This window comes from Thermophagus sp. OGC60D27, assembly GCF_052400625.1.
Classification (GTDB): Bacteria; Bacteroidota; Bacteroidia; order Bacteroidales; family Marinilabiliaceae; genus Thermophagus.
The window spans coordinates 14,593-38,909 of sequence record NZ_JBQTGH010000007.1; the positions used below are offsets into that span (position 1 = coordinate 14,593).

18 protein-coding genes are annotated in these 24,317 nt (G+C 42.9%); 10 read left to right on the forward strand and 8 right to left on the reverse strand.

Features of this window, described 5'->3' with window-relative positions; translation table 11 throughout:
• Positions 1-26: 26 nt before the first annotated feature.
• The 7 genes from ACT29H_RS09710 to carA all read left to right on the forward strand — a co-directional run bounded on the left by ACT29H_RS09710 (position 27) and on the right by carA (position 8,814).
• Positions 27-1,274 carry a glutamate-5-semialdehyde dehydrogenase gene (locus ACT29H_RS09710; protein ID WP_444821428.1) on the forward strand — a complete coding sequence of 416 codons (1,248 nt, stop codon included), beginning with the start codon at positions 27-29 and terminating at the stop codon, positions 1,272-1,274.
• Positions 1,275-1,321: 47 nt separating this feature from the next.
• Entirely contained in the window at positions 1,322-2,269 is a 948-nt protein-coding gene (locus tag ACT29H_RS09715) for an N-acetylornithine carbamoyltransferase (protein ID WP_444821429.1), read from the forward strand.
• 24 nt (positions 2,270-2,293) lie between these two features.
• Entirely contained in the window at positions 2,294-3,070 is a 777-nt protein-coding gene (gene argB / locus ACT29H_RS09720) for an acetylglutamate kinase (protein ID WP_444821430.1), read from the forward strand.
• 254 nt (positions 3,071-3,324) lie between these two features.
• A complete protein-coding gene (locus ACT29H_RS09725; protein ID WP_444821431.1) occupies positions 3,325-4,350 on the forward strand; it encodes a M20 family metallo-hydrolase in 1,026 nt (341 codons plus the stop codon).
• Between the two features lie 482 nt (positions 4,351-4,832).
• Positions 4,833-6,167: an argininosuccinate lyase gene (argH, locus tag ACT29H_RS09730; protein WP_444821432.1), complete on the forward strand. Its 1,335-nt coding sequence runs from the start codon at positions 4,833-4,835 to the stop codon at positions 6,165-6,167.
• 19 nt (positions 6,168-6,186) lie between these two features.
• Positions 6,187-7,536, forward strand: a complete 1,350-nt coding sequence (locus ACT29H_RS09735) for a citrate/2-methylcitrate synthase (RefSeq protein ID WP_444821433.1) — start codon at positions 6,187-6,189, stop codon at positions 7,534-7,536.
• 189 nt (positions 7,537-7,725) lie between these two features.
• Entirely contained in the window at positions 7,726-8,814 is a 1,089-nt protein-coding gene (gene carA / locus ACT29H_RS09740; RefSeq protein ID WP_444821434.1) for a glutamine-hydrolyzing carbamoyl-phosphate synthase small subunit, read from the forward strand.
• An 83-nt stretch (positions 8,815-8,897) separates the two neighbouring features.
• On the opposite strand, the gene ACT29H_RS09745 is transcribed toward carA, so the two are convergent.
• From ACT29H_RS09745 to ACT29H_RS09775, 7 genes are all read right to left on the reverse strand, one after another.
• On the reverse strand, positions 8,898-9,044 hold the full coding sequence (locus tag ACT29H_RS09745; protein ID WP_444821435.1) for a hypothetical protein: 147 nt from the start codon (positions 9,042-9,044) through the stop codon (positions 8,898-8,900).
• A 159-nt stretch (positions 9,045-9,203) separates the two neighbouring features.
• The gene (cydB, locus tag ACT29H_RS09750) at positions 9,204-10,337 is read right to left on the reverse strand and encodes a cytochrome d ubiquinol oxidase subunit II (protein ID WP_444821436.1); all 1,134 of its coding nucleotides are present in this window, start codon (positions 10,335-10,337) and stop codon (positions 9,204-9,206) included.
• Entirely contained in the window at positions 10,330-11,943 is a 1,614-nt protein-coding gene (locus ACT29H_RS09755) for a cytochrome ubiquinol oxidase subunit I (protein ID WP_444821437.1), read from the reverse strand. Before ACT29H_RS09755 ends, cydB begins: the two co-directional genes overlap by 8 nt.
• Before the next feature lie 115 nt (positions 11,944-12,058).
• Positions 12,059-12,277, reverse strand: coding sequence for a DUF4492 domain-containing protein (locus ACT29H_RS09760; protein ID WP_444821438.1), 219 nt, complete (start codon positions 12,275-12,277; stop codon positions 12,059-12,061).
• Between the two features lie 408 nt (positions 12,278-12,685).
• Positions 12,686-13,441, reverse strand: coding sequence for a LytR/AlgR family response regulator transcription factor (locus ACT29H_RS09765; RefSeq protein ID WP_444821439.1), 756 nt, complete (start codon positions 13,439-13,441; stop codon positions 12,686-12,688).
• The gene (locus ACT29H_RS09770; RefSeq protein ID WP_444821440.1) at positions 13,434-14,513 is read right to left on the reverse strand and encodes a sensor histidine kinase; all 1,080 of its coding nucleotides are present in this window, start codon (positions 14,511-14,513) and stop codon (positions 13,434-13,436) included. The genes ACT29H_RS09765 and ACT29H_RS09770 overlap by 8 nt, the downstream gene beginning before the upstream one ends.
• Positions 14,514-14,731: 218 nt before the next feature.
• Positions 14,732-15,457: a LiaF transmembrane domain-containing protein gene (locus ACT29H_RS09775; protein WP_444821441.1), complete on the reverse strand. Its 726-nt coding sequence runs from the start codon at positions 15,455-15,457 to the stop codon at positions 14,732-14,734.
• A 491-nt stretch (positions 15,458-15,948) separates the two neighbouring features.
• Between ACT29H_RS09775 and gltB the strand changes: the two genes are divergently transcribed.
• From gltB to lpxA, 3 genes are all read left to right on the forward strand, one after another.
• Positions 15,949-20,472 carry a glutamate synthase large subunit gene (gene gltB, locus ACT29H_RS09780; RefSeq protein WP_444821442.1) on the forward strand — a complete coding sequence of 1,508 codons (4,524 nt, stop codon included), beginning with the start codon at positions 15,949-15,951 and terminating at the stop codon, positions 20,470-20,472.
• Positions 20,473-20,546: 74 nt separating this feature from the next.
• Complete coding sequence (locus tag ACT29H_RS09785; protein ID WP_444821443.1) at positions 20,547-21,968, forward strand: glutamate synthase subunit beta; 1,422 nt, start codon at positions 20,547-20,549, stop codon at positions 21,966-21,968.
• A 291-nt stretch (positions 21,969-22,259) separates the two neighbouring features.
• The gene (gene lpxA / locus ACT29H_RS09790; RefSeq protein WP_444821444.1) at positions 22,260-23,069 is read left to right on the forward strand and encodes an acyl-ACP--UDP-N-acetylglucosamine O-acyltransferase; all 810 of its coding nucleotides are present in this window, start codon (positions 22,260-22,262) and stop codon (positions 23,067-23,069) included.
• 17 nt (positions 23,070-23,086) lie between these two features.
• Here lpxA and hydF read toward each other — a convergent pair whose 3' ends face one another.
• On the reverse strand, positions 23,087-24,307 hold the full coding sequence (gene hydF, locus ACT29H_RS09795; RefSeq protein ID WP_444821445.1) for a [FeFe] hydrogenase H-cluster maturation GTPase HydF: 1,221 nt from the start codon (positions 24,305-24,307) through the stop codon (positions 23,087-23,089).
• Positions 24,308-24,317 lie beyond the last annotated feature (10 nt).

A 24,317-nucleotide genomic window follows, 5' to 3' on the forward strand; every position in this document is an offset into this window, starting at 1 on the left:
TGTAACTAGTTCTTAAAAGCTTTGAAATGACCAATCTGGAACAATTTAAAAAGGCGGCAGAGGCGACCAAAACAATGGTGCGTTTAAGTGATGCTCTTATTAAGAGCGTATTGCTTGATTTGGCCGATGATATGGTTGCCCGAAGTGCGTTGATATTGAGCGCTAACAATAAAGATCTGGAGAGGATGGACGAGTCCGATCCCAGATATGATCGGTTAATGTTGACCCCGCAACGAATTGAGGCCATCGCTGAGGATATGCGCTCTGTAGCTAAAATGGATTCTCCGATTGGTGAATTGTTGGAACAACGTTCCGTCCCTTCCGGTCTTCGAATACGAAAGGTGAGTGTTCCTATTGGAGTGGTGGGGGTTATCTATGAGGCTCGGCCCAATGTTACATTTGATGTGTTTTCGCTTTGTTTTAAATCAGGCAATGTGTCGGTATTAAAAGGGGGACAGGATGCTTGGCATTCCAATATGGCGGCGGTAAGAATCATTCGAGAATGTCTGGCGGCTCATGCAATATCATATGATGTGGTTCAACTATTGCCCCCGGATAGGGAGGCAGCGCGAGAACTGATGAATGCCGTCGGGTATGTGGATATGCTTATTCCAAGAGGATCGCAAGGATTGATTGCTTCCGTTCGTGAAGGGGCAAAGATCCCGGTCATTGAAACAGGGGCAGGTATTGTTCATACCTATTTCGATGCTTCCGGGGATTTACAAAAGGGAAAACGTATCGTTTTTAATGCAAAAACCCGTAGACCTTCCGTTTGTAATGCCCTCGACTGCCTATTGCTCCATCGGTCTAGATTAAAAGATTTGCCGGAATTGGTGGCTGCCTTAGCCATGAAAAAAGTTGTGATAGAGGCCGATGAAGAAGCGCTAATTCATTTGGAAGGACATTATCCATCGGAGCTTCTTCAAAAAGCAAATCAGGATTCGTTTGGGACAGAATTTTTGTCGTTGCGAATGGCAATAAAGACGGTAAAAGATTTTGATGAAGCAGTGGCTCATGTGGGAAGGTACAGCTCTAAACATAGTGAGGCAATTATTGCAGAGGATCAAAAAGTTGTGGAAAGATTTTTTACCGAGGTGGATGCCGCAGCTGTTTATTGCAATACTTCTACTGCCTTTACCGACGGTGCACAATTTGGGATGGGTGCAGAAATAGGGATCAGCACTCAGAAGTTGCATGCAAGAGGCCCAATGGGACTGAAGGAACTTACAAGTTACAAGTGGATTGTCGAAAGTGATGGGGTGGTCAGACCATGAAAAATGTATTGTAGATTTTAATTAAGGTATTAAGAAACGATTCTAATATGAGAAGATTTTTAACCCCCGGGGATCTGGGAGATATTTCAAAAGCGTTGCAGGAAGCAGCAGAGGTGAAAAAGAATCCATTGTCATTTCAACATTTGGGAAAAAACAGGACTGCTGCTTTGATATTTTTTAATTCCAGCCTTCGTACCCGGTTGAGCACTCAGAAAGCGGCTTTAAATTTGGGCATGAATGTAATTGTTTTAGACATTAATAAAGAGAGTTGGAAGCTGGAAACCGAATATGGTGTGGTGATGGATGGTGATAAGCCGGAGCACATACGTGAAGCGGTCCCTGTGATTGGACAATATTGCGATATTATAGGGGTTCGTTCTTTTGCTAAGTTCGAAAACAAGGAAGAAGATTATAGCGAGAGATTGTTGAATCAATTTATCGAATACTCGGGACGTCCGGTTATTAGTATGGAGTCGGCAACACGCCACCCGTTGCAGGCATTTGCCGATTTAATAACAATAGAAGAGCATAAAAAAGTAAAGCGGCCTAAGGTGGTGTTAACCTGGGCGCCACACCCCAGAGCACTCCCTCAGGCGGTGCCAAATTCTTTCGTGGAATGGATGAAAATGGCCGATGTGGATCTTACCGTAACCCATCCCAAAGGGTATGAGCTGGCGCCCGAATTTATGGAGGGAGTGCAGATTGAATACGATCAGGACAAGGCTTTTGAAGGTGCTGATTTTATATATGCCAAAAGCTGGGCAAGTTTTTCCGATTATGGGAAAGTGTTGTCTACTGACCGCAACTGGACCGTTGATGAACGAAAAATGGCACTTACCAATAATGCCAAATTTATGCATTGTCTGCCCGTACGCCGAAATATGATCGTAAGCGACGGGGTGTTGGATGGTCCCGATTCTATCGTTGTTCAGGAAGCCGCCAACAGGGTGGTGTCGGCACAAACAGTGATAAAACGAATTCTGGAGACTCTCTGATTTTAAGACACTCTTTTTTTGATTATGGATCAACAATTAACGATTGTAAAAGTAGGGGGTAAGATTCTGGAAGAAGATAATACCCTGGCGACTTTTTTGGATGATTTCAGTATGCTTTCTGGTGCGAAGCTTCTCGTTCATGGGGGCGGCCGGTCGGCGACCAATATGTCAGAACGATTAGGCATTGAAACACAAATGGTGGATGGGCGCCGTATAACTGGGGCTGAGATGTTGGAAGTGGTTACCATGGTGTATGGTGGCTTAATCAATAAAAAGGTTGTGTCGGCACTTCAGGCTAGAAAAATTAACGCATTGGGACTTACCGGGGCTGACATGAATCTGGTGAAGGCCCACAAACGGGAAGTGAAGGATGTTGACTACGGCTTTGTGGGTGATGTGGATGAGGTTAATGTCGGCACCTTGGCCGCTTTGATTCGTCAGGGAATCGTTCCTGTGGTGGCACCATTGACGCATGACGGTGAGGGGCAAATGCTTAATACTAATGCTGATACCATCGCTTCTGCTCTGGCTGTGGGGCTGTCTGATGTCTTTAATATCAAACTGATATACTGTTTTGAGAAACCGGGAGTCCTGATTGATCCTGATGATGATGGTTCTGTTATTCCATTTCTAAATCGACCATTGTTTCAAATGTATCGGGATGAAGGAATTATAGCCGATGGGATGATTCCTAAATTGGAAAATGGCTTTGATTCTATGAAAAACGGGGTGCAAGAAGTGGTTATTACCAACATTGAAGGGCTAACCATTCCGGGAAGAGGAACAACTTTGGGAGATTAGCCGGTTTGTAGTTGGTAATAATCCGGTGCTGGCGAATTCTGGGTATGATGAAATAGAACGAGTGCCATAAAATGGTTTGTTATCTTTTTTTTCTAATTCTATTAGTGCTGTCTTTGGTTTCCTGGAATTTCAATCTGATGAAGGTGTTTGAGATCCGTCCTATCTTCATTATTGTAAGTCAATTTTAATCAAGTGAAAACATACCTATGTCCGTTCATCCATATATTGCCGAGTCAATAAGTCTTTTGGAGAAAATGATTTCAGTCCCCTCTTTTAGTCGGGAAGAGGGTGAGGTGGCCTCGATGGTGGAAGATTTTTTGAAGGAATCCGGTTTAAAGTATTATCAGCGTAAAGGAAATAATATTTGGATTCGGTCGAAGAATTTTTCGGATCAATTGCCCGTTGTTTTGCTCAACTCCCATTTGGATACCGTTCGCCCCTCTTCCGGATGGGATACCGATCCTTTTACACCTTGCGAAACGGAAGGAAAGATCATTGGTCTGGGCAGTAATGATGCAGGAGCGTCGGTTGTTGCTATGCTGGCAGTTTTTCGCATGCTGGAAGAAACAGAACAACGCTGTAATTTTATATTTTCCGCTACGGCAGAGGAGGAAATATCGGGTGATGGCGGTGTAGCATCTGTGTTGGGAGAGTTGGGGCCCATTGATTTGGGAATTGTAGGTGAACCTACTCAAATGCAGATGGCTGTGGCTGAAAAAGGATTGATGGTGATTGACGGTTTAGTGCGGGGTAAAAGTGGGCATGCTGCTCGCAATGAGGGGATCAATGCTATTTATGAAGCGCTTCCTGTGATTCAATGGTTCAGAAACTACCAATTTCCTAAGGTGTCGGATTTTCTGGGGCCGGTTAAAATGACGGTGACGGGGCTTGAAGCCGGCACTCAGCACAATGTGGTGCCGGATGTTTGTCGCTTTATGGTTGATGTGAGGGTGAATGAGCATTACAAAAACAGGGAATTGTTTGATTTGATTTGCAAAAATGTGGATTGCGAATTAAAAGCCCGTTCTTTTAGGCTGAACAGCTCTTCCATCCCTAATGATCATCCGTTTGTCAGAAAGGGTGAGGAATTGGGACTCCATAAGTTTGGGTCACCGACAACGTCGGATCAGGCCCGGATGCCCTTTACTACCGTTAAAATTGGACCCGGAGATTCGGCTCGATCCCATACCCCCAATGAATATGTCCATATTTCAGAAATCATTGAGGGGGTTGAGATTTATTTTAAACTATTGAATGGTTTGAATATTTATCCTGTTTGAATTGATTTTAAATAGGTCGCATTGGTCGCGGAAAATGATGCTGAGAAATGGAAATTTAAAATTATTGATGTATTTTTGTGATGAATTGGGCGAAAAAAGTCAATATTAATTAGAAATTGTAAATAAGTATTTTGAATTTTTTGTGAATATTATTCACTTGTCTGCGAGACAGTCGTTTTCTCCCACCTTTGGGGAGGTATGTTGAATTTTTGAGCTTAATATAGGAATTTTAGCTAAACACTCGTTTCATCTTTGATAGGATGAAACTCCTGACGAAATCCTTTTTTTTTCATAAACTGGTGGAGGGAATTTTAACCTTCCCGGTTTTAATCCAAAGTCCAGACAAAGTACGGAGGGTATTTTTACTATTGCTTCTCTTTCTGAGAATGGCATAGTTGTTTTTTGCGATCATTCCGGAGGAATGGTTCATTGTTTTTTGTGTTAACTTGACAGTCCTTTAAGGAAATTATAAATCGTTTTTTATGAAGCTTTGGGATAAAGGCGTGACAACAGATAAAAAAATTGAAACCTTTACCATTGGTAAAGACCGGGAACTTGATATTTATCTTGCCCCATTTGACATTATTGGTACCATCGCACATGCTACCATGCTCGAAAAAGTGGGGTTGCTTTCGGTGGAAGACTTAAATGCTTTGTTGCCGGCACTTAAAGAAATGTATCGTAAGGCTGCTGTGGGGCAGTTTAAAATTGATGAAGGCGTTGAAGATATTCATTCTCAGGTAGAGTTTGAACTTACCAATAAGCTTGGAGATATTGGTAAAAAGGTTCATAGCGGACGGTCTCGCAATGATCAGGTTTTACTTGACCTGAAGCTTTTTGCCCGACACAAAATAATGGAGATTGTACGGAAGGTGGAGGTTTTGTTTGAATCGCTTCAACAGAGAAGTGAACAACATAAAGATGATCTTTTGCCAGGGTATACACATCTGCAGGTTGCTATGCCTTCGTCCTTTGGATTGTGGTTTGGGGCTTATGCCGAAAGCCTGTCCGATGATTTGTGGATGTTGCAGGCGGCATGGAAGATTGTTAATCAGAATCCGCTGGGGTCTGCAGCAGGGTATGGAAATTCGTTCCCGCTTGATCGTTCTCTGACAACTCATTTGCTGGGTTTTGATGACCTAAATTATAATGTGGTATATGCTCAAATGGGGCGCGGAAAAATGGAACGGTCAGTCGCTATGGCCTTATCCTCAATTGCAGCTACCTTGTCGCGGCTCGCGATGGATGCATGTTTGTATATGAGCCAGAATTTCGGTTTTATTAAGCTGCCGGTTGAATTTACAACCGGATCCAGTATTATGCCGCACAAGAAGAATCCGGATGTTTTTGAGTTGTTAAGAGCCAGATGTAACAAGCTCACTAATCTGCCTCAGGAAATGGCAGGGATAACAACCAATCTTCCATCCGGCTATTTTAGAGATTTTCAATTATTAAAGGAAGCTTTTATTCCTTCGTTTGATGAATTAATTAATTGTTTGGACTTAACAATTCTGGCGGTGGAAAAAATGGAGGTCAACCGCAATATCATGAATCATGAGATGTATAAATATGCCTTTAGTGTGGAAGAGGTGAACCGGCGTGTTTTGCAGGGGCTCCCTTTTAGAGAAGCTTATAAACAGGTGGGGCTGGAAATTGAGGCCGGACACTTTAATCCGGATACGACCCGAGTGGAGCACACCCACGAAGGAAGTATCGGTAATCTCTGTAATGACAGAATTAAAGCTAAAATGGATGCGGTATTGAATGGTTTTTCATTTGACCGGATAGACTCAGCGATTAAAAAACTAATTACTTAATAACCAAAAAATATAGAGTATGGCCTTTTTGAAAGAGTTAGCAAAATCTGCCGTTCAGTCGTGTGAGATTGATAAGGAGTTATATGTGAAGTACAATGTCAAAAGGGGGCTGCGAAATGCAGATTTTTCCGGTGTATTGGTCGGATTGACCAATATTGGAGATGTGGTAGGTTACAATAAGGATGAAAACGGAAAAATTATTCCAGCCCATGGGGAACTTTATTACAGGGGTATTGAGTTGAAAGACCTATGTCGTGGATTTCAGAAGGACGAAAGGCATGGATTTGAAGAGGCCGCTTATTTGTTGCTTTCGGGTAAATTACCCAATCCTTCTCAGTTGAAAGATTTCTCAGAGATGCTTGCCAAGGAAAGAGAACTTCCTGAGTTTTTTTCAAAAAATATGATCTTGTCATTGCGTGGTCGATGTGTTATGAATATGTTGGCCCGTTCCGTGCTGGGATTGTATACCGCCGATGATGAGGCCGAAAATTATGAGCCCGAAAACCTTCTTAAGCAAGCCATCAGTTTGATCGCTAAATTTCCGGTGATTGTAGCTTATGCCTATTACGGAATGCGGCACTCCTATCAGCGAAAATCGTTGATTATTCGTCACCCCCAGCCAGAGTTGAGTGCTGCCGAAAATTTCCTTTACATGTTGAAAGGGAAAAAATATACAAAACTTGAAGCCGATCTTCTGGATCTTTCATTGGTGTTGCATGCTGAGCATGGGGGTGGAAATAATTCTTCCTTTACCACTCGAGTGGTGAGCTCTGCACAAACCGATACATATTCGGCAATCGCTGCAGCATTGGGATCTTTAAAAGGAGGCTTGCACGGGGGAGCTAATCTGAAGGTGATTGACATGATGAATAATATTAAGGCGAATGTTAAAAACTGGGAAGATGAAAAGGAAGTCGCTGCATATCTGGAAAAAATCCTAAAGAAACAAGCCAATGACGGTACCGGAAAAATATATGGCATCGGACATGCCATCTATACCCTTTCCGATCCTCGCGCCGTGCTGTTGAAAGAAAAAGCGGAAGAACTGGCTAAAGAAAAAGGAAAATTGGCAGAATTCAACCTGTATGCACTTATTGAGAGGTTGGCGCCTGAAGTCTTTTATAAATTTAAGGGGTCTAATGCCAAAGTGGTTTGTGCCAATGTCGATTTTTATTCCGGTTTTGTATACCAGAGCCTGCAAATACCCGAAGAAATTTATACCCCTATTTTTGCGGTAGCCCGAATCGCCGGATGGTGTGCTCATCGCATTGAAGAGGTGACCTGCTCCTCCAGACGAATCATTCGTCCGGCCTATAAATCCGTTTCTTCAAGATTGGAATATGTCCCGCTTAAAAGTAGAGAAGAATAGTGAATATTTATTCCAAAAACACTGTTTTTATTATAAATATTCAAAAATATTGTCGTTGTTGTATCGTTCGTGCAAAAATTTTCATACTTTTGCCTATCGATAGTGGCTCCAGGATAAAAAATGCATTTACCATTCTCGGTAAATGCATTTTTTACGAAAAATGAGCATAGTTATTTTAATTTCTTTAGTATGCCTGATTTTAAATCTATTAAGCTGGTGTTAGAGGATGGGACGGTTTTCAAAGGGAAATCTTTTGGATATCATAAGTCTGTGGCCGGAGAGGTGGTCTTTAATACAGCCATGACCGGTTATCCTGAGAGTTTGACAGATCCTTCCTACGAAGGTCAAATTCTGGTTTCAACTTATCCTTTGGTTGGAAATTATGGAGTCCCCGGAAATGAAATGGAAAATGATATCCTGAAATTCTATGAGTCGGATAAAATTCATGTGTCAGGCTTCGTGATTTCAGATTATTCCGTTGAATACAGCCACTGGAATGCCCAGGAAAGCCTTGGCGACTGGTTGAAAGCTCATAAGGTGCCTGGCATCTTTGGCATTGATACCAGGGCTTTGACTAAAATTTTGAGGGAAAAGGGAACCATGCTGGGGAAGATTGAAACAGACGATGAGAAGATTGATTTTTATGACCCTAATAAAGATAATTTGGTGGCTAGGGTGAGCACCCGGGAAAAAGTAACTTATGGCAATGGAAAATATAAAATTGTTCTGGTTGATACAGGCGGGAAATATAATATTATTCGTTGCCTTCTGAAGAGAGATACTACAGTTACTTTAGTGCCTTGGGACTATGACTTCAATAATGATGATTTTGATGGTATCATGTTGGCCAATGGTCCTGGAGATCCTCAAATGTGTGAAGTGACCATCAGTAACATTCGCAAAGCGTTGAAAGGGGATAAGCCTATTTTTGGAATATGTTTGGGAAATCAGTTGCTTGGAACCGCTGCCGGGGGGACTACATATAAGTTGAAATATGGTCACAGGGCACACAATCATCCCGTGATTAAAGCCGGTACTGGAACCTGTTATATTACCAGTCAGAATCACGGGTTTGTGCTCGATACCGATTCTTTAAGCGATGAATGGGAGCCCCTGTTTATTAATATTAATGATAATACGAACGAAGGCATCCGTCATAAAACCAAACCCTTCTTTTCTACTCAGTTCCATCCCGAAGCCTCTAGCGGGCCTACCGACACCGAATTCCTTTTCGACGAATTTATTGAATTGATAAAACAATCTAAAGGAGAAAAATAGCCTCTTGGGGAGTGAGGTTTTCTTAATAGAATAAAAAAAGGGGCCGAAGAAATATCGACCCCTTTTTTGGTTATGGCAACGATTTATTGCCCGGAAGATCTTTCTTCTGCTTCGGTCTTTTCTTTCCATCTCTTATCAAATTGTTTGATGGCAAATTCCGATGCAAAATAGCCAACTGCTATGGTTGCCAGCCAGGTCATATACATGAGGATGGATCCAAAATAACTCATATCAATATTGGTTTTGTAGATTATAAACAATTGAATTGGTGATCGGTTGATTTTGCGTAGCAATTATTTTCCAATGATCATTCATAAGGTGCTGATTGCTTGCCCCGTTCGGATCAAGGCTTATTGGCCTTGATCCGAACTGTGACAAGCATGAATCTTCTAATAAAAGTGAGCTTCCCCTGATGATAACTCTTCTTTGCTGATTTTCTTTTTGTTGATAGCCCGCCAGGTAAACCAGATGTAGGCAGCAACAAAAGGAACCATGAGGGAAACATAACTCATAACTGTCAGGGTGAAATGGCTGGAGGATGCTTTCATAATGGTAAGCGAACTCTGCAGGTCAACACTCGATGGATAAAAGGCTGTGTTGTTGAACCCGGCAATGAGGAAAAGGGATACAACGGCAAGGAAGGTTCCCGGTCCGGTATACCAAATTCCTCCGGAAGAATTTCTAAATATAGTTAATCCAATCCCTGTTAAAACGAGTCCTACTGCTACCAGAAACAGAATGAGAACGACCGGCATTTCTACCAGATTTAAAAAGTATTTATGAGGTTGCATAAAGATTTCTCCATTTTCCGGATTAACTGCATAGCCATCGCGAAACATGAGCCCTATAACAAAAGTCAGGAATAGAATCAAAAAAGGTATGGCATTGTACCATAGTTGTTTTTGAATTCTGATTTCAATGTTTGCATCGTCTATCGTATTCCGGAAATAGAGAAGCCCCAGCGTTCGGGCAAGAAAAAAGAGGGCTACTCCAAGTGATAGATTGTGTAGGTTGAATAATAGTTCAAGACCTCGTAGCGGGGAATGCCAATGCGTGACATTCATGGGGGTTAAAGAAAAAGGTGAACCTGTGAAGAAGGTCGCTACTACCACCCCTAAAAGAAAGGTGCCAAGCAACCCGTTGATGAAAAGAAAGGTTTCATAGGTCCGGGCGCCAAAAACATTCCCCTTGCGGGATCTAAATTCATAGGATACCGCTTGAAGAATAAAGGCAAACAGGAGGATCATCCAGGCCCAGTAGGCGCCGCCAAAGCTGGTGCTGTAAAACAGCGGAAATGAGGCAAAAAACGCTCCCCCAAAGGTCACCAGCGTGGTGAAGGTAAATTCCCATTTTCGCCCTAAAGCATTGATGAGAATGGTGCGTTCTTCATGGGTCTTGCCTATCTGATATATCAGTGTTTGTCCGCCCTGAACAAACATCAGAAATACCAGTGCACCGCCCAGTACCGATATGATTACCCACCAATATTGTTGAAGTGCCAGATGTGATAGTGATTCAAACATTGTTAAGTTCCTCCTTCTTTTGTGGTCCAACTTTAATTTGTTTAATCATGATTCTGATTTCTGCGATAAAAAGGCCTACAAAGGTGATGGCAAACAAAATGAATGTGGTCATTACTGAGCCAACATCTATTTGAGTTACGGCTTTCATCGTAGGCATCAAATCCTGTATTACCCACGGCTGACGGCCCACTTCGGCAACAATCCATCCTGCCTGAGAGGCGATATAAGCCAATGGGATGGTCCATACTCCTGCCCATAACAACCATTTCTTGTTATGCAATTGATCTTTCATGACCAGATATAGGAATACGATGAATAGAAGAAGAAAATATCCTCCCAAGATTACCATGATATGAAAGGAATAAAAGGTCATGGAGATGGGGGGGACCATCTTAAACGCATTTTTTTTCAAAATCTCCGGATCGGGATCATAGAAATTTCCGTATCCAAAATACCTGACATTATTTTCGATAAAGGAAGGATCCCGGAATTTCGCTTTAAGGGCTTCCGCTTCAGGACTATTGGGAGCTTTCTTCTGAGCCTCCTTCAATGCTATTAGCGCCTGTTGTGCTTCATAACCTCTTTGAATCTTTTCCTTGTATGAAAGAATACCGTGTTCTTCATTCCCTAATATCAGATCTTTTATGCCTGCCACATAACTTTCACTGTTGCCATATGCCAGCCAGGAAAGCATGGAGGGAATTTCTATTTTAAATAAAAAATCAGCCTGACTATCCGGATTGATGTTTTTGTGGGTCTCTTTTCCACTCAATATACCGAAGGCAACTAAAGGGGCATTGGTGCGTCCTTCATACAGTGCTTCCATGGCGGCCAGCTTCATGGGCTGAGTCTTTACAATCTCCTTGGCCGAGCTGTCTCCCGACCATATTAACACCAATGAACTGATGACACCAAATACCGATGAAATAACAATGCTTCGTTTCGCTAACAGCTGCTCCCGATGTTTAATAAGGAACCAACTGCTTACCCCAATGACAAATATGGCGGCCAAGACAAAGCCGGAAGTGATGGTATGGACAAACTTATTAACAGCTGTTTCGGATAAAAAAACATCCCAGAAATTGGTCATTTCATTGCGCGCTGTCTCCGGATTGAAAAAGGTGCCAACAGGATTTTGCATCCAGGCATTGGCAACCAATATCCATACGGCGCTCAGACTAGCACCCAAAGCAGTCAACCAAGTGGAGAGAAGATGGAAGCGTTTGCTCACCTTGTCCCATCCAAAAAACATTACCGCAATAAAAGTGCTTTCCAGGAAAAAAGCCATGATCCCTTCTATGGCCAGAGGGGCACCGAAAATATCACCAACAAACCATGAATAGTTACTCCAGTTGGTGCCAAATTCAAATTCAAGGATAATACCCGTGGCAACACCAATGGCGAAGTTAATTCCAAACAGTTTCATCCAGAATTTGGTGATTCTTTTCCATTCAGGATCCCCTGTTTTGACATACATGGTTTCCATGTAGGCCATGATGTACGAAATACCCAAGGTTAACGGAACAAAAATCCAGTGGAACATGGCCGTGAGTGCAAACTGCCCGCGCGACCAGTTGACCAGTGTAAAGTCAATGTTTTCCAGCATTGTTTCAGGCGTTTAATGGTTATTGTTTCTTTTATTTATGAGCCTCCTTGACTCGTTAGAATTGGTATGTTGTTATTGTGATCTTCCTATTGTTTGCTGAATTGACATTCGTATTTCATCGGTTTAAGGTGGGATTGGTTATATGTTCAATTACATGTTCGGCTCTTTCGGTGTCCGTTTGAAAATTGGTCTGCAACTGGTTGGGGAAAAAGAATAGACGGAGTACCACAAACATGATGAATAGTTTGATCAATATGATCGCCCAAAGTGCTCTCCCCCATGCCGGAAGTGTTTTAAATCCGGCGACATAAAAGTCAACAATTTTTTTCACCATATCCATTTTTTAAAATTAGATGGCAGAGGTTTATCCGGGTACATTAACCCTTATAAGGATTAGATAAACCGAAGATTTTGGTCTGTTCAATTGGATGTTCAAGATATAAAAATATTGGTAATTTTATTTAAATAATTGAAAAACTATTTATATGCTTGTTGGGTTCTGGCAATCCCTAGTAGAGGGGGCTTATCTCAAAACCAATGGTACATTAGGTCTTTGTTTAAGACGCTAAAATAAAAAATAAATAGGAACTGCAATACCTAAATAGAAGAATAATCGATCTTTTTGATCGAAAACAGAAGGAATGCTTGTGACGGATAGTGAGTTATGATATTTGGCGTTGAAAGAAGATGGTGTGGTTGAGAATATAAACCAATATGGCGTTATTGGAGCCGTGCTAATAGATTAAAAGTTGAGGGTTTCTTTGAGTTTTTTGTAGCCGTTACGGCTGATTTTTAAGCGTTGTCCCTGAGTCATTATAGCGACATAAGTGTCCTTGTCGTAGGGTTCCAGTCGTTCAACGAAATTGATATTGACAATATAGGATCGATGAATGCGTACAAATTGCATTGGATCGAGATGCTCCTCATAATAACGCATTGTTTGCGCCTTGAGATGTCTTGAGTTTTCGGCATAAATCATGACATAATCTTCGCTGGCTTCAATATATCTGATTTTATGGACGGGAATTACGTGCATCTTATTGCCTGTTTTAACAACCACCCGTTGTAGAGGCGTGTTGGACTGGGAGGAATGTTTTTTTATTAATTCGGCGGCATTGGTTTTTTCTCCTTTTTTGAGCTTATCCATTGCTTTTTCCATGGCCTGGTCGAAGCGAGTTTGAGAATAAGGCTTCAGAAGATAGTCTACTGCGCTCATTTCGAAAGCTTTTAGCGCGTATTGATCGAAAGCAGTGGAGAAAACGACTACTGGAACATCATCCAGTACTTCAAGTAACTCCAGGCCTGAAACTTTCGGCATTTGAATGTCCAGAAATATAAGGTCGGGTTTTAGATCCTGAATCGACTTAAGGGCTTCAAATCCATTGCTGCATTCCCCTGCTATCAATATATGAGGATGCTTGGACAGAAAAGATCGTACGACTGCTCGGGCAGGTTGCTCATCATCTATAATAAGAGCGGTAAAGTTAGATTTAGACATGATTTGTTTTTTGGGGTAATTGGAATTTGACTTCAAAGCAATCGCTCTCTTTCTTTATCGATAGAAGATCTTTGCGGTTGTAGAAAAGAAATAGTTTGTTGCGAATGTTGTCAAGTCCTACTCCTTCTCCTTTTATAGGGGTGCCATCCGGATCAAAGTTATTGGTGACGGTTATTTCCAGGTGGTTGTTTTGTAAATGGCATGTGGTGCTGATCAGTACCGGTTCAATGCTTTCATGAAGACCGTGTTTTATGGCATTTTCAAACACAGGTTGTAGCAGCATTGCCGGAACATGTATGTCAAGAGATGCTTTTGAGATATCAAAGTGACAGTTCAGTCTGTCCCCAAATCTTACTTTTTCGATATCAAGATATCGACGCATGTTTTTTATTTCATCTCGTAGGGGAAGCATCGCTTCATTGTTATTGCGAAGGGTGTATCGCAAAAAATCGGATAACTGCGTTATCATCTGTCTGGCGCCGGCAGGATCGGTGAGGGTGAGTGAGCTGATGGAATTGAGACTGTTGAAAAGAAAATGGGGGTTTAGCTGTGCTTTTAAGGCCTTGAGTTCGGCTTCTTTTACCATTTTTTTTAACTGTTCTTCCCGGATGTTTTTTTCTTCCATGTGTTTAAAGAAACCGATGATGTGGTATAGCGACAGCTGGAGTGACAATAAAAGTGCGCCGATGGCTCCTCGCAATGGGAGGCTGGCGTTGGTAAATGACAGATAATCGGGGGTGTTACCTAGAAAGAGCCGTGATAAAAAATAGGAACAGCCCAACCAGAGAACCAAGGTAATTAGACCAATCAACCCATGATGCAGGAAATGAAATAGATTGGGGTTTTTTAATTTTATTTGAGAAGGACTGTTTGGTGAATAGGTGAAGGGAAAGTATAGGGATAATGACAGGATCATTAATACCGTGTTGTATATGGCAGAGTCTGCAATGGCTACGCCCGATGTCAAGTTTGTGTACTTGAATAAAAAACCGGCATGGATGATGAATAAAATGAACCATCCTAGCAGGTAGGCTATAAAGGTTCTTTTCTGAGCCAGTATCGGGTGTAACATTGCTTGTTGTTATTTTTTTTGATCAACTTAACGCAAAATGTTGCTTTAATATAGCGTTTTTAATTAAGGTTTATTGCTCTGTTCGATCCGGTATATGATGAATGAATAAGCCGCCTGAATTTATATTAAACAGCCTGTTGTCAGCTTGATACAATCGTTTTATTGATCTAATAAGAAGGGCATTCGAATTAATACAATTAACAAGTAAAACCTGACGATCAATAATTGCTTAGTTCTCCACCGCCAAAAACGATCACTCCTTTAATGGTTAATATGGGCATGGATTGCGATTCAGTTTCGTTGGGCTCAAACACTCTTTTGTCCGCAAACCCCCCTAAAACGCTGGTGACTTCAATGTGCACACGCCAGTCACGAGGAACGATCAGTTTGGTTCCGCCAAAAATACTCACCATTTGTATGACTGCGCCTTCGGGTGAAAGCGTCGATTGGTTAAAGTATATTTCATTTCCCCCGAAAATCGAAATTATTTCACCTCCCCGAAAATTTTTAGAGTCTATTCTTCGCACCGTGCCGCTAAAAACCGCCACCTCTTCCAGAAACTCAGTAGTTTGGGGATGACGTTTCTTATTTTTAAAGAGTTGCATCCGTTTTTTCCCTATATTGAGAAATAAAAGGCCTGCAAGAATTAATAAAAGCGGCCAATACATCTTGTATTGAGCTATGTCAATGTCAGGGAAAAGACCTGGCAAAACTATTACGAGCCAAATAAGAAAAAATATGATAGCGGGAAATAATTTTTGTTTTCCTAGGTTAACAGCAGCTGCAATGAGAAATATGGATGGCCACGAATAGAGTATGTTCCACAGCGATGCAGGGATCCATCCTAAATTTCCGGCTAAAATGACCGCTCCTATAAAGATCAATACTATGCCAATCGACGAGTGATTATTTTTGGGATAGCTGGGGTTGGTATGTGGTTCCATAGCTTGGATGTTTTTAATGTTGTTTCTGTTTTTTGAAATAAAAGTAAACCTTTTAAAATTGGAATTGTGACCGTCGATATATGGTTATTCGTTTGTTTTTCACTAAATTGATAATCTTGATCCGGCCGACTCCTTTGGGTGTAAGGATAAGTATGGGTAATGCCCCGTTTAAGCTCTTTAATCATTAACAAATGTAGCATGTTTTAGTCTTTTAAAAATGGATTTATCGACAAGCAGTAGAATTTCCATGATAAAATGCGATTTGGAGCAATGATCGCATTGGAAGTTTAAAAATGTTTTCGGAATAAAAAAACAGTTTCTGAAGTAGTAAATTATAAGATAAAGTCATGCTGAATTTGATAAATGTAATTTAAAATATTACTTTTGCTTCAAATAATAAGTTTTTCTGCCGAATTTGTGATAGTGTAAAAGTTGTTGGCCGGTTTGATGTGGCCAATAAAAGTGTTTTCTCCATATAAAAGTATTTTGTTATGCAACAACGTTTTCCGAAGGTTCAAGGCTTGTATGATCCGGCCAATGAACATGACAATTGTGGAATTGGATTCGTGGCGCACATTAAAGGAAAACCATCCAATGAGATCGTCCATAAGGGGTTGGAAGTCTTGGTGAATATGACGCACCGCGGTGCCGAAAGTGCCGATAATAAATCGGGTGACGGAGCCGGAATACTCATGCAGGTGCCCCATGAATTTTTTAAAACATTAGATTTTGATCTGCCTGCTCAGGGAAGCTACGGTACCGGTTTAATTTTTCTGCCTTCAGATCCGGAAAGTGCTAAGGCTTGTCTGGATGTGATGAATCAAAATATCATTGATGAAGGCCTTACCCTCATTGGTTATCGTGATGTGCCGGTTGACGCCGGAGCCATTGGTGAAATTGCCAAAGCCAGCGAACCTTTAATACGACAAGTATTTGTTACCGGGAACTTCGGAGAACAGGATGCCCTGGAAAGAAAATTGTTTTTGCTTAGAAAAGTAACTGAGAATGCGGTTCGAAATTCAAATATTAAAGACAAGGATTGTTTTTATATTGTAAGTCTTTCTTCCAAGGTCTTTATCTATAAAGGAATGCTTACGCCTGCCCAGTTGGGTGAATATTTCCTTGACCTGCAAGATCCACGGATGGCCAGTGCCATTGCATTGGTGCATTCCCGTTTCAGTACCAACACATTCCCGACCTGGGATCTGGCTCAACCTTTCCGGATTTTAGCCCATAATGGCGAAATAAATACGATTAAAGGAAACAGATTATGGATGCAGGCCAGAGAAGGACTGCTTGAATCAGATATGTTTGGTGACGATCTGAAAAAATTGTTTCCCATTATAGAAAAGGGTAAAAGCGATTCTGCCTCGCTCGATAATGTGCTTGAATTTTTGTTCCTGGCCGGACGTTCTCTGCCGCATGCACTTACGATGTTAATCCCTGAATCTTGGAACGATAAAAACCCTATTCCGCCAAGCCTAAAAGCTTATTATGAATACCACAGTACCATTATGGAACCCTGGGATGGCCCGGCATCCATCGTCTTTTCAGATGGACGGTATATTGGTGGAACTCTCGACCGAAATGGCTTGAGACCATCACGCTATGTGATTACCGATGATGACCTTATTGTGATGGGGTCGGAAGTGGGGGTCCAAACTTTTCCGGCCGAGAAAATTGTGGCTAAAGGACGCCTCAGACCCGGAAAATTGCTGCTGGTGGATACAAGGCTGGGAATTATTATTCCTGACGAAGAGATTAAAGCACAATTGTCTCATCGTCATCCCTATGAGAATTGGTTAAAAGAGAATCGTATCAGCCTTAAAGATATTGAGGTTCGACAGCGTGTTCCCTCGCATTTAGGTGAAAAATATGATCTCTACCTGAAAGCTTTTGGCTATAATAAGGAGGATATTGAGAAGATTATTACACCTATGGCGCAAAATGGCGTTGAGCCTCTGGGATCGATGGGAAATGATGCGCCTATGGCCATCTTTTCTGATAAGCCACAGCGTCTGTTCAACTACTTCAGGCAGCATTTTGCCCAGGTCACAAATCCTCCCATCGACCCTATTCGGGAGGGATTGGTCATGGCATTGACCAACTATATTGGGTCTGTCTCTAAAAATTTATTGATTGAAAATCCGGGACATTGCAGGTCTATCAAATTTGCAAGTCCTATTATCACCAATACCGACCTGGGGAAAATTAAAGACTATCGCCGAGAAGAATTTACCCATGTTACCATTCCTATGGTTTTTAGGGCATCGGAAGGCGGTAAAGGACTGGAAAAAGCTTTGGATCAAATTTGTGCTCAGGCCGAAAAAGCCGTGGATGAAGGTAATAACTATATTATTTTGAGTGACAGAGAGGTGAGTATTGAAAATGCGGCGATCCCCTCTTTGTTGGCAACCGCTGCAGTACACCATCACCTTATTAAAGCCAAAAAAAGAATGCAGGTGGGGCTGATCCTCGAGACCGGGGAGGCACGAGAGGTGATGCATTTTGCCCTGTTGCTGGGTTACGGAGCTAGTGTGATCAATCCATATGTATGTTTTGCAACGATTAACGATTTGGTAGAGCAGGGAAAAATTAAGGAGACCTATGGCGAAGCAAGAGAAAAATATATCAAGGCGGTTAACAAAGGACTCTTGAAAGTGTTGTCTAAGATGGGGATTTCAACCCTTCGAAGCTATCACGGAGCTCAAATTTTTGAAGCGATCGGGATCTCTCAAGAGGTGATTGATAAATGTTTTACAGGAACAGCTTCCAAAATTGGAGGAATCGGGTTTGATGAGATCGCAAAAGAGGCGCTGGCTTTCCATCAAAAAGCGTTTGATGAATTGTTGCCAAAAGGACCTTATGATACAGCCGGTGTTTATGCTTACCGAAAAAATGGTGAAAAGCATGCCTGGAATCCGGAAACCATTGGTCTTCTTCAATGGGCTACCGCACAAAACGATTACGAGAAATATAAACAATATTCCAGACAGGTTGAAAAGGATAATAAGAAACCTCTGTTTTTAAGGGGGTTTTTGAAATTTAAAACCGCCGCCAACCCTATTAGTATTGATGAGGTCGAACCGGTAGAATCGATCATGAAAAGATTCGTGACCGGGGCCATGAGTTACGGCTCTATTTCCAAAGAAGCCCATGAAGCACTGGCTATGGCCATGAATCAAATAGGTGGGCGCAGCAATACCGGTGAAGGAGGGGAAGATGCCACTCGATTTAAATCGTCTGCCAGAAGCGCCATCAAACAGGTGGCGAGTGGTCGTTTTGGGGTTACCAATAATTATTTGGTGAATGCCGATGAGCTGCAGATAAAAATTGCTCAGGGCGCTAAACCCGGTGAGGGAGGACAGTTGCCCGGTTATAAAGTGGACAAGGTTATTGCCAAGCTGAGGCATTCCACGCCGGGGATTACGCTGATTTCTCCACCGCCCCACCATGATATTTATTCCATCGAAGATCTGGCCCAGTTGATTTTCGATTTGAAAAATGCCAATCCAAAAGCTAAAGTCAGCGTCAAGCTGGTGTCTGAAACCGGAGTGGGTACAGTCGCCGCAGGGGTGGCAAAGGCGCATGCCGATCTGATTGTTATCAGTGGTACCGAAGGCGGAACAGGTGCCAGTCCTACCAGTTCCATTAAATATGCCGGACTGCCCGTCGAACTGGGGTTGGCCGAAACGCAGCAAACACTCGTCCTTAACAATTTGAGGGGGAGGGTAAAACTGCAAACCGACGGACAATTAAAAACCGGTTATGATGTCGTAAAAATGGCACTGTTGGGTGCCGAAGAATTTGGATTCGCCACTTCAAGCCTTATCGTGCTTGGATGCGTGATGATGCGTAAATGTCATCTAAACACTTGTCCCGCAGGGATCGCTACACAGGATGAAGGTCTGAGGAAACGGTTTATTGGAAAGTACAAAAACCTTATCAATTTCTTTACTTTCATTGCCTCTGAGGTAAGAGAGATATTGGCCGAAATGGGGTATCAATCACTCGATGAAATCATTGGTCGTAGTGATCTCCTTGAGCAAGATCCGGAAGTGAATAGCTGGAAAACCGCCGGCGTAGATTTGTCTTCTTTGTTACATTTTCCGGAAGAAGGACATAAATATCCGTTGCATCAAACCATGGAACAAGACCACAAGATTGATGATGTGCTTGATCGAAAATTGATCCAGGAGGCGCGACCGGCTTTGCAAAATGGTTCCAGAGTATGGATGGCTTATCCCATCAACAATGTGGACAGGGCCGTGGGCGCCATGCTGTCCGGAGAAGTATCCAAAAGCTATGGAGAAGAAGGTTTGCCCAAAAATACCATTAATTGTTCTTTTACGGGGTCTGCAGGACAGAGCTTTGGGGCATTTCTGGTCAATGGGGTCAGCCTCCGACTGGAGGGCGATGCTAACGATTATCTGGGAAAAGGTCTTTCAGGGGGTAAAATTGTGGTAGTGCCACCTACCGGACATAAATTTAAGCCGGAAGAGAATATTATTATCGGAAATACGGTGCTCTATGGGGCTACCAGTGGTCATCTATATGTGCGAGGAATGGCCGGCGAACGTTTTGCCGTGCGTAATTCCGGGGCCAATGCCGTTGTTGAGGGAACCGGTGACCACTGTTGCGAATATATGACCGGAGGGCGTGTCGTGGTGATTGGCCCCACCGGACGTAATTTTGCCGCAGGGATGAGTGGCGGCATCGCTTATGTGCTGGATGAGAAGGGAGATTTCGACTTTTACTGTAACAAAGGACTGGTCGATTTGATGCCTGTGCAAGACTTTGATGATGTGCAGGAACTGCAATTCCTGCTCCACAAACATTTGCTGCATACCAATAGTTCCAAAGCCAGAAAAGTTCTGGTCAACTGGGAGAAATACCTCCCTCGCTTTGTGAAAGTGATTCCTTTTGAGTACAAAAAAGTTATGGAACAAAAGAAATTGGAAGAACTTGAGAAAAAATTGAGGGAGACCGAAGATGCACCCCATCTGAGAGAATAACCGAATTATGAATTTTAATCTTTCTTTGATCGGCAACACCGTCAGTAGAAAGATATGATAAAGATATATTAGCTATGGGAAATCCAAGAGGTTTTATAGAAGTTCAACGAAAAGTGAGCGGACATCGTCCGGTGGAGGAGCGAGTGGATGATTTTGGAGAAGTGGAACAGACGTTAAATGATGAAGATCGCCGTTTACAAGCTTCTCGATGTATGGATTGCGGAATCCCCTTTTGCCATTGGGCATGTCCGGTGGGAAGCAAAATTCCCGAATGGCAGGATGCGCTTTATCGGGGCGACTACAAACTGGCCAGTGAAATATTACACTCTACTAACAGCTTTCCGGAATTCACCGGACGGGTTTGTCCCGCTCCCTGCGAAAAATCCTGTGTGTTGGCCATCCATGATGAGTCGGTAACCATCCGGGAAAATGAAGCTTCTACTGTCGAAAAAGCATTTAAACTTGGGTTGATTCAGCCACGACCCCCAAAGAAAAGAACCGGTAAAAGAGTGGCTGTCATCGGCTCAGGACCTTCGGGCTTGTCTGTCGCCGACCAATTAAATCAAAGAGGACATAATGTTACCGTCTTTGAAAGAGATGATGCCGTAGGAGGCCTGTTACGATACGGAATACCCGATTTTAAACTCAACAAAAAGGTTATCGACCGACGAATTCGGATTTTTAAAGCCGAAGGCATCGAATTTAGAACCAACACCTGCGTCGGTGAGGATATTAAGGGAACAGAGCTTTTGAAGGAATTTGATGCCGTAGTTCTGGCCATCGGTGCTATGCAACCGCGTGATCTGAATGTGGAAGGACGAGATCTTAAAGGGGTTTATTTTGCCATGGAGTATCTCAAACAGCAAAATAAAGTTAATCGAGGCGTAACTTTCTCTCCCGAAGAGCGAATCAATGCCAAGGGGAAGAAAGTTATTGTGATCGGTGGCGGTGATACTGGTAGTGATTGTGTGGGGACGGCCAACCGGCAAAAAGCGGCCAAGGTCACGCAGATTGAGATCCTCCCCAAGCCTCCCGAATCACGAACCGCTGATAATCCATGGCCATACTGGCCCAATGTCCTTAAAGTATCCACCTCACATCAAGAAGGGTGTGAACGGATGTGGAGCCTATCCACCCGCCGATTCATCGGTGAAAAAGGACATCTTAAAGCCATTGAAGTAGTTGAGGTGGAATGGACCAGAGATGACGGACGATGGGTGATGCATGAAAGGGAAGAGACGTTGCGAACCATCGAGGTCGATTTGGCTTTTCTTTCCATGGGATTTGTGCATCCCATACATAAAGGATTGGTCGAGGAACTGCAATTAGGGCTCGATCAACGTGGGAATGTTAAAATTCTTGATAACTTTGCCACTACTCAGGATGGTGTCTTCGCCACCGGTGATGCCGCAAATGGTGCAAGCCTTGTTGTCACGGCAATCAGTAAAGGAAGAGATGCGGCACTTCATGTACATGAATATCTCTCCACAAAATAATATGTTAGGAATTTATATTTAAGGTTAACTAGATATGGCCGGTTTGTTGATAAACCGGCTTTTTTTTGCCCAAAAAAATGGTCCCGAAAGATGGCTTATAGGATAGAATATCAGGGGATAGTGAGTTCTTGAGAATGTCAATCAATGTTTTTTTTAAATTTTTTGTACGTGTATTGGTTTGTTGGTTTGTCTTAGTCTTAAGGTAAATTTGAAAAATTGTTAATCGTTTGATAACAGAAAGCTGTTTGTTGAAAAACACTTTCTGATTTTTTAACTGATAGACCAGTGAAAATGAAACAACTCATTTCGACCAAAGCAGAAATTCATCCTGATGCAAAAATTGGGAATAATGTTACTGTTGAGGCTTTTGCCAAGATTGATAAAGATGTAGTCATTGAGGATGGAACCTGGATCGGGGCCAATGCAGTGATTTTCCCCGGGGCGCGTATTGGTAAGGATTGCAAGATTTTTCCGGGTGCTGTTATTTCTGCTCAACCTCAGGATCTTAAATTTAATGGTGAATATTCTACTGTAGAAATAGGAGATCGTACAACGGTTCGCGAATATGTTACCATAAACAGGGGAACTGCCGCCAGAGGCGTGACCAGTGTTGGCAATGACACCTTGTTGATGGCTTATTCCCATTTGGGCCATGACGTGAGCGTTGGTAATCATTGCGTGGTATCCAATAGTGTGCAGCTGGCAGGAGAAGTGGTGCTGGAAGATTGGGTGGTCATTGGCGGAATGAGTGCCGTCCACCAGTTTTGCCGGATCGGAGCCCATGCCATGGTGTCGGGAATGAGCGGTGTGCTCTCCGATGTGGCTCCGTTTACTAAAGTTTTTGGATTGCCTGTTGCATATATGGGAATCAACATTGTCGGACTGAAGCGTCGTGGCTTTTCTCGTCAACAAATCGACAATATCCATGAAATTTACAGAGCTATCTATCAGCAGGGACGTAACATCTCACAAGCGGTGGAATATATTCAGTCTTACCTGGATCCCACACCCGAAATGGGACAGATCATCTCTTTTATTAAGCAATCTAAGAGAGGAATTGTGAAAAGTTCCATTGGTCAAACAGCTTCTGTTGAATCTTAAAACATCCTTCTACCATATCATATTATTTCATTGTCCGGTGCTTGGTGCATGAGAGTGAAGGGGGCTACGGCCCTTTTATATATCCCATGCACCCAGGCAATGGCCATCCCGTAGTTGGTGACAGGAATGCCGGCTTTGATGAACGGCTGAAGTCGATTGTGTAGTTGTCGTCGGGTGACCATACATCCGCCGCACTGGATGGCCAAAGCATAATCGGTAACATCTCTCTGTATATTGTCTAAACCTGCCACTACATCAAAAGTGAGATCCTTTCCCGTATGGTTTCTGATCCATCTGGGGATTTTTACCCGGCCGATATCATCGCAGGAAACATGATGGGAGCAGGTTTCCAGCATCAGAACCCGGTCTCCGTCTCTGAGCGCCGATATGGCAGGGGTCCCTTGTAAATAATACTCAAAATCTCCTTTTAACCGGGCCAGAAGAATACTGAAACTTGTCAGAGGAATTTCTGCCGGAATCGATGCATCCGCCTTTGGGAATACCTGTGAATCGGTTATGGCCAGTGCCGGCTTTAGCCCCGTCCGCAACAGAAACGCATCCACTTCCCTTTCTTTTAGTACGATACATACAGCATCATTGTCCAGAATGTCCCGGATGGTTTGCACCTGAGGCAATATCAGGCGTCCGGCAGGTGCTTCCAAATCGATGGGGGTGATGAGCAAAACAATGTCTCCGTGATGTATCAGGTCGCCAACTATCGTGGGCGATCTATATGCCGACTCTGGAATTGACTGACGGATGGCTTCTACGACAGGTTCCATAGACTGATCGGGTGACAGCCGTAAAAAGTATTTGGCGCCTCCTTCCTTGTATTGTCTCTCTGTGTTTGTTTTTGCTTTGTGGAGGTCTTCTTTGTTGTGTATAACGAGGAATGGAATTTCTTTTTCTTTGAATTCACGGAGCAGAGACTCCTCAGGCAGGCCGTATTGGTTGTCGGTTATCACCAGGATGCCCAAATCGATAAGGGCAATGGATTGAAGCGTTTTGGATACGCGCTTCGATCCCAGCGAGCCTATGTCATCCACACCGGCCGTGTCAACCAGAACTACCGGGCCGAACCCCGTGATCTCAAAAGATTTTTTTACCGGATCGGTGGTGGTCCCGGCCGTGTCCGAGACGATGGCAATGTCCTGACCCGAAAGCCGATTGATGATGGTGCTTTTCCCGTTGTTGCGTCGCCCGTAAATCCCTATATACGGTTGCCTGTCTCTGCTCATTTTTTTCGGT